Genomic DNA, 7,277 nt, shown 5'->3' with positions numbered 1-7,277 from the left:
TCCACCGCCGCGACAGCTTGCGTGCCGAGCGGATATTGCAAGAGCGGCTCCACGCGCACCCGTCGATCAAGGTGCTGTGGAACAAGGAAGTGCGCGAGTTCGTCGATGGCGGCGGCAACGCGGGCCTTGTTGCGCTCGAATTGGAGGACACGCAGACGGGCGAGCATTCGCGTATTCCGGTCGATGGCGGGTTCGTCGCAATCGGGCATCACCCCGCGACAGAGCTGTTCCGCGGGCATCTGGCACTCGACGACGACGGCTATATCGCGGTTGAGACTGGCACCACCAAGACGAGCGTCGCTGGCGTGTTCGCTTGCGGCGACGTGATGGACAAGTCGTACCGGCAGGCGGTGACCGCAGCTGGGACAGGATGCATGGCTGCCCTTGACGCCGAGCGGTTCCTGGCGGCGGTCGAGTTCGAGGAGTTCAAGGAAGCGGCGGAGTGAGGCCGCTTACCGCTCCAGCCAGCGCGTGACGGTATCGGCGAGTGCCTGCTTGTCGGCGGCGCGCGCGAAGCTGTGCGAGGACGTGTCGATCGTCAGCGTCGTGAACACGTGAGCGCGCGCCGCATCGGCGAAAGCGCGCGCCGTATTGTCGTCGCGCGCGAGCAGCACCGTTGCGTCGTCTCCCCATGCGGCGATCGAGGTCGTCACCTTCGTTGCCAGAGTGTTCGGCTGTGATCGTGTGCGAGCGATCTTCCACAAGCCCCTAAACGCCTTACGAATATCAATCCCGCCGCTGAGCAGTCGACGCCATTGCGCCGGGTCGCGCAGCTGCTGCGCGTAGCCTGCCCGAATTGCGGCGGCGGGGGGCAGGTCGTCGGCCTGTTCGATCGTCCACGGGTTGGCGAGCAGCACCCGCTCAATCCCCGCATGGCGCCCCTCTAGCGCGAGCAGCGTTGCAGCATCGCAATTGCCGAAGGCGTAGAGACGAGTGACGTGCGGCGCGGCCTGCCGGAAGGCTACGGCGGCGGCGCGCAGATCGTCGCTCGCGTGAGCGAAACCTCGATTAACGCCCTCCGAATCGCCGACACCACGGCGATCGTAGCGGAACACCGACGTTCCGCGCGCGGCCAAGTGCTGCGCAAGCATGGCCATGCCGCGATGTGCGCCGTGACGCACCTCATTGCCGCCCGAGACGATCAGCAACCCGGTAGTTGCGTCGCCGGTGTCGAGCGTGCCGGCGAGCGTTGCGCTGTCGCAGCGGAAGGTAATCAGCCGGCGCATGATGCCGTGGCGGTAAGCAGAAAGCTTATGTTGGCTCGTATCGAAACAAGCAAGCGTGTTGATGTAAAACGATATTTCAACGCCACGACTGCCGTCTGGCCTCCGCGGCTGGGTGAAGTCATGCGAGCCATCCCGCGATGTCGTCCGCGAGTAATGTGGCGAGCGCCGCGTCGCACGACGGCTCGCTCGCGCGCCACGGCGCGGCGCCGGCGACCTTCCGGTCGGCAGGGCGGGGGTCGTTCTCCATACGGATGACGCGTGGCGGCGGGGTGATCGTCGGCTGAACGTCGCGCAGTTGCGCGAGCAACGTGTCGGACAGGTCGTTCCCGGCGAAGCCGTCGCCTTCGCCAAGTGCGCGCTGACGGGTGAGTTCGCGCAGCTGGTCCTCGCCCGTTATCGGCGACCAATACCAGCGGCTCGCCGCTGCGACATTCGCGGCGACCAGCGCACCGGCGCGGATCGCGACGACGTGGATCGGTGACGAGAGCGGCCCGGCCGCGGCGACGGCTGCCTCGCGCCACGCAACCAGGTCCACCTCGGCGACGGGCGTCGTACTCTCGCCTTGTCCGGGCAGGTCGGGCAGCGCGACCGACCAGCCTGCCTCCGACAAGCGGCGCAGGACGCCGACGAGGATCGCGCGACTACGATTCGCTTCCTCGAACAAGGACGGAAAGGCGAGGATCGTGGGACCTCCGACCGGTCCCATGCGCAGCATCGCCTCGCGGCCGCCGCGCCAGTGATAATCGACGTAGCGCAGGTCGCTCAGTTGAGAACCTTGGTCTGCGCGAAAGTGGTCAGCGCGCCAAACGTTTCCAGCATCTCGCCGTCTACCTCGTCATCCTCGATCACGATGCCGAGCCGGTCCTCGAGTTCGGTCAGCACGCCCGCGACCGCCATCGAGTCGAGTTCGGGCAGCGAGCCGAACAGCCCGGTGTCGGGCGTGAAGGCGGCGACGCGCTCGGGCGAGAGGCTCAACACATCGGCCAGCACCGCGCGCAGCGTCTTCTCGATCTCGTTGGTGCCTTCCGGAATCACGTTTTTCTCCCGTGCTTTGCTGCGGTGCGATAGGCGCGGGGGGTGAAATGCGCAACGGGCGCGCTATGGAGGCGAGATGGTGCCGCTCGACCGCCACGCTCGACCGATCGATCACGTGCTGCGCGACGCGCCCGACGCGCCCGACGCGCCCGCGCTGATCGACCGCGCGGGAGCGATGACGTTCGCAGAGGCGGAGGCAAGGGTTGCTCGGCTCGCGGGCTGGCTGAAGGCTGAAGTGGCGGACGCCGGCGCGCGCGTTGCGACGTGGCTGCCCAAGACGCGCGAGGCGTGTTTGATGCCGCTCGCCGCGGCCCGCGCCGGACTGGTGCACGTGCCGATCAATCCCGCGCTCAAGCGCGCGCAGGTGGCGCATATTCTCACGGACAGCGGCGCCGCGCTGCTGCTGACGCAAGCGGCACGCGCGACCACGCTGGAGCCGGGCGACGTGCCCGCGGGTGTGTCGGTCCACGTCGAGGCGGGTGAGGGCGATCCGCTGCCGCCATCGAGTGCCGACCCGGGCGCGCTCGCCGCGATCCTCTACACTTCCGGGTCGACCGGACGGCCCAAGGGCGTGATGCTCAGCCACGCGAACCTGTGGCTCGGCGCGGTATCGGTCGCGCATTATCTGGCGATCGAGCCCGAGGACCGCGTACTCGGCGTGTTGCCGCTGTCATTCGATTACGGGCAGAACCAGCTGTTCTCGACCTGGCTGGCGGGGGCGGCAGTGACCCCGCTCGATTATCTGACGCCGCGCGACGTGGTGAAGGCGGTCGAGCGGATCGGGGCGACGACGCTCGCGGGCGTTCCGCCCTTGTGGACGCACCTGCTCGAGGCGGAGTGGCCTGCGGAGACGGCGGCGCGCCTCAGGCGGCTCACCAACTCGGGCGGGGCGCTGACGCCGACGATGGTGCGCGCGCTTAGGGCGCGGTTCCCGGCGGCTGACCTGTACCCGATGTACGGGCTGACCGAGGCGTTTCGCTCGACCTATCTTCCGCCCGTACTGGTCGACGCCAACCCCGATTCGATCGGGCGCGCGATCCCGTTCGCGGAGGTCATGGTGGTGCGTGGGGACGGCAGCGAGGCCGTAGCGGGTGAATCGGGTGAGCTGGTCCACGCCGGACCGCTGGTGGCGCAAGGATATTGGCGCGACGCGGAACGAACGGCGCACCGCTTTCGTCCGGCACCCGCATTCTCGCGCGAGGGCGGGTTGGCGGTTTGGTCGGGAGACACGGTGGTCGCCGACGCAGCCGGACTGTTGCGCTTTGTCGGGCGTGACGACGAGATGATCAAGACATCGGGCAACCGCGTCAGCCCGCAGGAGGTGGAGGAAGCAGTCACCGCGGGCGACGAGGCGCGCGAGGCGGTCGCGATCGGTGTCGCCGACGCACGACTGGGGCAGCGTATCGTCGTCGTTGCGCGCGGGCGTGCCAATCTGGAGCCGGCACTGCTCGCGCGGCTGAGGCGCGATCTGCCGACCTACATGCAACCGGCCGAGATCGTGTGGCGCGCCGAGTTGCCGCGCAACGCCAATGGCAAGCTCGACCGCGTCGCGCTCGCCGCCGAGGTACAAGGAGCACGCGCGTGAAGCCGATCGGACCGATCCCGCCCGCCTTCGCCGACCAGCACGACATGCTGACGATCGCGGGACGCACCGCAGAGGCGTGGGTAGCGGAGCACGGCTCGCCGGTGTTCGTGTATGATTTCGGCGTCGTGCAGGGTCAAATCGGCCGCTTCCGTGCCGCAATGCCGGACGGCGTGCGGCTGCACTATGCAGTCAAGGCGAACCCCTATGCACCCCTGGTGTGCGCGATCGCGCCGCTCGTCGACGGGCTCGACGTGGCCTCGACAGGCGAGTTGGCGGAAGTTATGGCGTACAAGTCTGCCGAAGCGATCAGTTTCGCGGGACCGGGCAAGCGCGATGCCGAACTCGAGGTGGCGGTGCGTGCGGGTGTGACGCTGAACGTTGAATCGGAGGGCGAGACACGGCGCGCGATTGTGGTCGGCGCGCGCCTGGGTATTGCGCCACGGCTGGCGGTGCGGGTGAACCCCGACCTCGAGCTGCGTGGCTCGGGCATGAAGATGGGTGGGCGCGCTTCGCCGTTCGGGGTCGATGCCGAGCGCGTGCCGGCGTTGGTGCGTGAGATCGTCGCGAGCGGGGCTGAATGGCGTGGGTTCCACATCTTTGCCGGATCGCAGGCGCTCGACAGTGACGCGCTGATCGAAACGCAGGAGGCGACGCTCGCGCTCGCCGCACGATTGTCAGAGGAGAGCGGCCAAGCGCCGCCGCTGGTCAACCTGGGCGGCGGGTTCGGTATTCCGCACTTTGCAGGGGATCGACCGATCGAGGTCGAGCGAATCGGCGCGGCGCTGGCAGGCACGCTCGACACGCGCAATGCGGTGCTGGCCGACACGACCTTCGCGATCGAACTCGGCCGCTGGTTGGTCGGGGAGGCGGGCGTGTACCTGACGCGCGTGGTCGACCGGAAGGAGAGCCGCGGCGAGACGTTCCTGGTGGTCGACGGCGGACTGCATCATCAACTCGCCGCCTCGGGCAATTTCGGTACGGTGGTGCGGCGCAACTATCCGATTGCGGTCGCGCGCCGGATGGACGCGGCGGCGGACGACGCTGTGTCGGTCGTTGGGTGCCTCTGCACGCCGCTCGACCGGCTGGCCGATCGCGTCGTGCTGCCGCGCGCGGACGTGGGCGACGTGATCGCGATCTTCATTGCGGGCGCCTATGGTCTGACCGCCAGTCCCAGTGCCTTTTTGGGACACCCCGCACCCGCGGAGGTGCTCGCGAACGCGTCCTAAACGCTATCTTCACCTCTACCGCACATAGCTGACCACCGACGCCACCAGTCCGCCTGACGCGAGTCACGTAGGCTGGTCGGTCGGCGTGTACGGAGGGTTGAATGCGGTTCGCGACGATTTCCAAGGGTTTGATCGCTGCGCTGATGGCGTCGACGACGCTCACCGCCTGCGCGGGCGGCGGCGCCGCGCGCCCGGAACTGCCGCCCGCGACCTTCGTCGCCAGCAAGGAGCAGCCGGGCGAGGAATATGTCATCGGCCCGCTCGACTCACTCAGCATCTTCGTGTGGCGCAACCCCGAGCTGTCATCGAAGGTGCAGGTGCGCCCCGACGGTCGCATCACCACGCCGCTGATCAGCGACATGCCCGCGGTCGGCAAGACGCCCGCGATGCTCGCCGCCGATATGAAGCTGGCGCTCGGCGAATATATCAAGGACCCGATCGTCTCGGTGATCGTGGACAGCTTCTCCGGCACGTTCAGCCAGCAGGTCCGCATCGTCGGCGCGACGCAGAAGCCAGCCAGCCTGCCATACCGCGCCAACATGACGCTGCTCGACGCGATGATCGCGGTCGGGGGCCTCGGCGAATATGCCGCAGGCAACAAGGCGCGGCTGGTCCGCTACGATCGCGCGACCGGCAAGCAGACCGAATATGCGCTGCGCATCAACAAGCTGCTGAAGGATGGCGACGCGAGCGCGAACGTCCGGCTCGAGCCCGGCGACGTCATCATCATTCCCGAGAGCATGTTCTAAAAGGAAGCGCGGGTGGGCGGTCTCTTCAACGAAGCGCGTATCGCGCTGCACGCGATCTGGACGCGGCGCTGGATCGCGCTGGCGGTCGCGTGGGCCGTGTGCGTCGCGGGCTGGCTGGTCGTCAGTCAGATCCCCAGCCGGTATGATTCGAAGGCGCGCGTGTTCGTGCAGATGCGCTCGGTCCTGCCCGCGGGTGCCGATTCGATGCAGGCGGCGAACGACGATGCGCGCGACATCGACACGGTGCGCCAGACGCTGACCAGCGCGGTGAGCCTCGAAAAGGTCGTGCGCGGCACCGATCTTGCCAAAACCGTGTCGAGCGACCGCGACGTGGCCGACCGCGTCGCCGGTTTGCAGAGCGCCATCAAGATCGTCGCGCAGCAGGATAACCTGTTCGAGATCACGACGACCTCGTCGAGCCCGAAGCTTGCCGCCGCCATCACGCAGAAGCTAATCGACATCTTTGTCGAGACCAACCTGTCGTCCGACCGTTCGCAGAACACGCAGACGCTCGCCTTCCTCGACGGGCAGTTGCAGGCGCTCGGCACCAAGCTGCAGGACGCGGAGGCGAAGCGCGCGTCGTTCCAGAATAACTATCTCGGCGCGCTGCCCGGCACGGGATCGATCAGCGACCGCATTGGCGCGGCACGTACGCAGATGAGCCAGGTCGACGGCGATCTCGCGGCGGCGCAGTCGAGCATGGCGGCGTTGTCAGGCCAGATGGCGGCGACGCCGAAGACGATCGCGGGTGCAGGCATTGCGCCCGGCGTCGGCCCGGCGCGCGCCAGGCTGGCGGCGATCCAGGGCCAGCTCTCCGACGCCTACGGGCGCGGCTATACCGATAGCCACCCCGACGTGATCGCGCTCAAGCGGCAGCTGGCGCAAGCGCAGGCGGCGGCGCGTGGCGAGCCGCTGACCGGCGGCAGCGACGGTGGCGTCGCCAACCCGGCCTATTCCTCGCTTCAGGCGATGATGACCGACAAGGGGTCGACGATCGCCGCTTTGCAGGCGCGCAAGCAGCAGTTGCAGGGCGACCTCGACCAATTGAACGCGAAGCTTGCCGGCGATCCCGCGATTGCCGCCGAGCAGGGCGAGATCGATCGCAACTATGATGTCCTGAAAGGGCAGTACGACCAGCTGCTCGCTCAGCGCGAGCAGGTGAGCTTGCGCAGCCAGGCGCAGACGCAGACCGACGCGGTCAAGTTCAGCGTGATCGATCCGCCGACCGTACCGCGCACCCCGACCGCGCCCAATCGCCCGTTGCTGCTGACTGGCGTGCTGGTGGCCGGGTTGATCGCGGGCGTCGGCGCGGCCTTCGCGCTGGGTCAATTGCAGGGCACGTTCCCGACCGCGCAGAAGCTCGAGAAGGTCACCGGCATGGCAGTGATCGGCTCGATCGGTGAGATGGTGACGCGCCAGCAGACCGAGCTGCGCCGCCGCCGGCTGACGTGGCTGG

The 7,277-nt window shown here is 68.0% G+C and carries 8 protein-coding genes; 5 read left to right on the top strand and 3 right to left on the bottom strand.

The window, feature by feature from the left end; genetic code table 11:
- Positions 1 to 446, top strand: a 446-nt coding sequence (locus tag QZ847_RS06785; protein WP_294354628.1) for an FAD-dependent oxidoreductase, incomplete at its 5' end; no start/stop codon positions are given.
- Positions 447 to 452: 6 nt separating this feature from the next.
- Here QZ847_RS06785 and QZ847_RS06780 read toward each other — a convergent pair.
- The 3 genes from QZ847_RS06780 to QZ847_RS06770 all read right to left on the bottom strand — a co-directional run bounded on the left by QZ847_RS06780 (position 453) and on the right by QZ847_RS06770 (position 2,261).
- Entirely contained in the window at positions 453 to 1,226 is a 774-nt protein-coding gene (locus tag QZ847_RS06780; protein ID WP_294354626.1) for a hydrolase 1, exosortase A system-associated, read from the bottom strand.
- 118 nt (positions 1,227 to 1,344) lie between these two features.
- Entirely contained in the window at positions 1,345 to 1,932 is a 588-nt protein-coding gene (locus tag QZ847_RS06775) for a hypothetical protein (RefSeq protein WP_294354623.1), read from the bottom strand.
- A gap of 56 nt (positions 1,933 to 1,988) precedes the next feature.
- Entirely contained in the window at positions 1,989 to 2,261 is a 273-nt protein-coding gene (locus QZ847_RS06770; RefSeq protein ID WP_294354621.1) for an acyl carrier protein, read from the bottom strand.
- Positions 2,262 to 2,337: 76 nt separating this feature from the next.
- Here QZ847_RS06770 and QZ847_RS06765 point away from each other — a divergent pair, with 76 nt between their 5' ends.
- From QZ847_RS06765 to QZ847_RS06750, 4 genes are all read left to right on the top strand, one after another.
- Entirely contained in the window at positions 2,338 to 3,846 is a 1,509-nt protein-coding gene (locus QZ847_RS06765; protein ID WP_294354618.1) for an AMP-binding protein, read from the top strand.
- Positions 3,843 to 5,072 (top strand): pyridoxal-dependent decarboxylase, exosortase A system-associated, encoded by a 1,230-nt coding sequence (locus tag QZ847_RS06760; RefSeq protein ID WP_294354614.1) that lies wholly within the window; start codon positions 3,843 to 3,845, stop codon positions 5,070 to 5,072. Before QZ847_RS06765 ends, QZ847_RS06760 begins: the two co-directional genes overlap by 4 nt.
- A gap of 101 nt (positions 5,073 to 5,173) precedes the next feature.
- The gene (locus QZ847_RS06755; protein ID WP_294354611.1) at positions 5,174 to 5,821 is read left to right on the top strand and encodes an XrtA/PEP-CTERM system exopolysaccharide export protein; all 648 of its coding nucleotides are present in this window, start codon (positions 5,174 to 5,176) and stop codon (positions 5,819 to 5,821) included.
- Positions 5,822 to 5,833: 12 nt separating this feature from the next.
- The coding region (locus QZ847_RS06750; protein WP_294354608.1) for an XrtA system polysaccharide chain length determinant at positions 5,834 to 7,277 on the top strand (1,444 nt) is incomplete at its 3' end.

Origin of the sequence: uncultured Sphingomonas sp. (genome assembly GCF_913778135.1) — a bacterium.
In the GTDB taxonomy this organism is placed as follows: domain Bacteria; phylum Pseudomonadota; class Alphaproteobacteria; order Sphingomonadales; family Sphingomonadaceae; genus Sphingomonas.
Note: the sequence above shows the minus strand (reverse complement) of the source record. Positions and strands in the feature narration are given on the sequence as shown.

What these genes read in the sequence shown, in the direction of transcription:
- QZ847_RS06765 (WP_294354618.1), top strand. Translation starts at nt 2,338, where the DNA reads ATGGTGCCGCTCGACCGCCACGCTCGACCGATCGATCACGTGCTGCGC.
- QZ847_RS06780 (WP_294354626.1), bottom strand. Translation starts at nt 1,226, where the DNA reads ATGCGCCGGCTGATTACCTTCCGCTGCGACAGCGCAACGCTCGCCGGC.
- QZ847_RS06775 (WP_294354623.1), bottom strand. Translation starts at nt 1,932, where the DNA reads ATGGGACCGGTCGGAGGTCCCACGATCCTCGCCTTTCCGTCCTTGTTC.
- QZ847_RS06755 (WP_294354611.1), top strand. Translation starts at nt 5,174, where the DNA reads ATGCGGTTCGCGACGATTTCCAAGGGTTTGATCGCTGCGCTGATGGCG.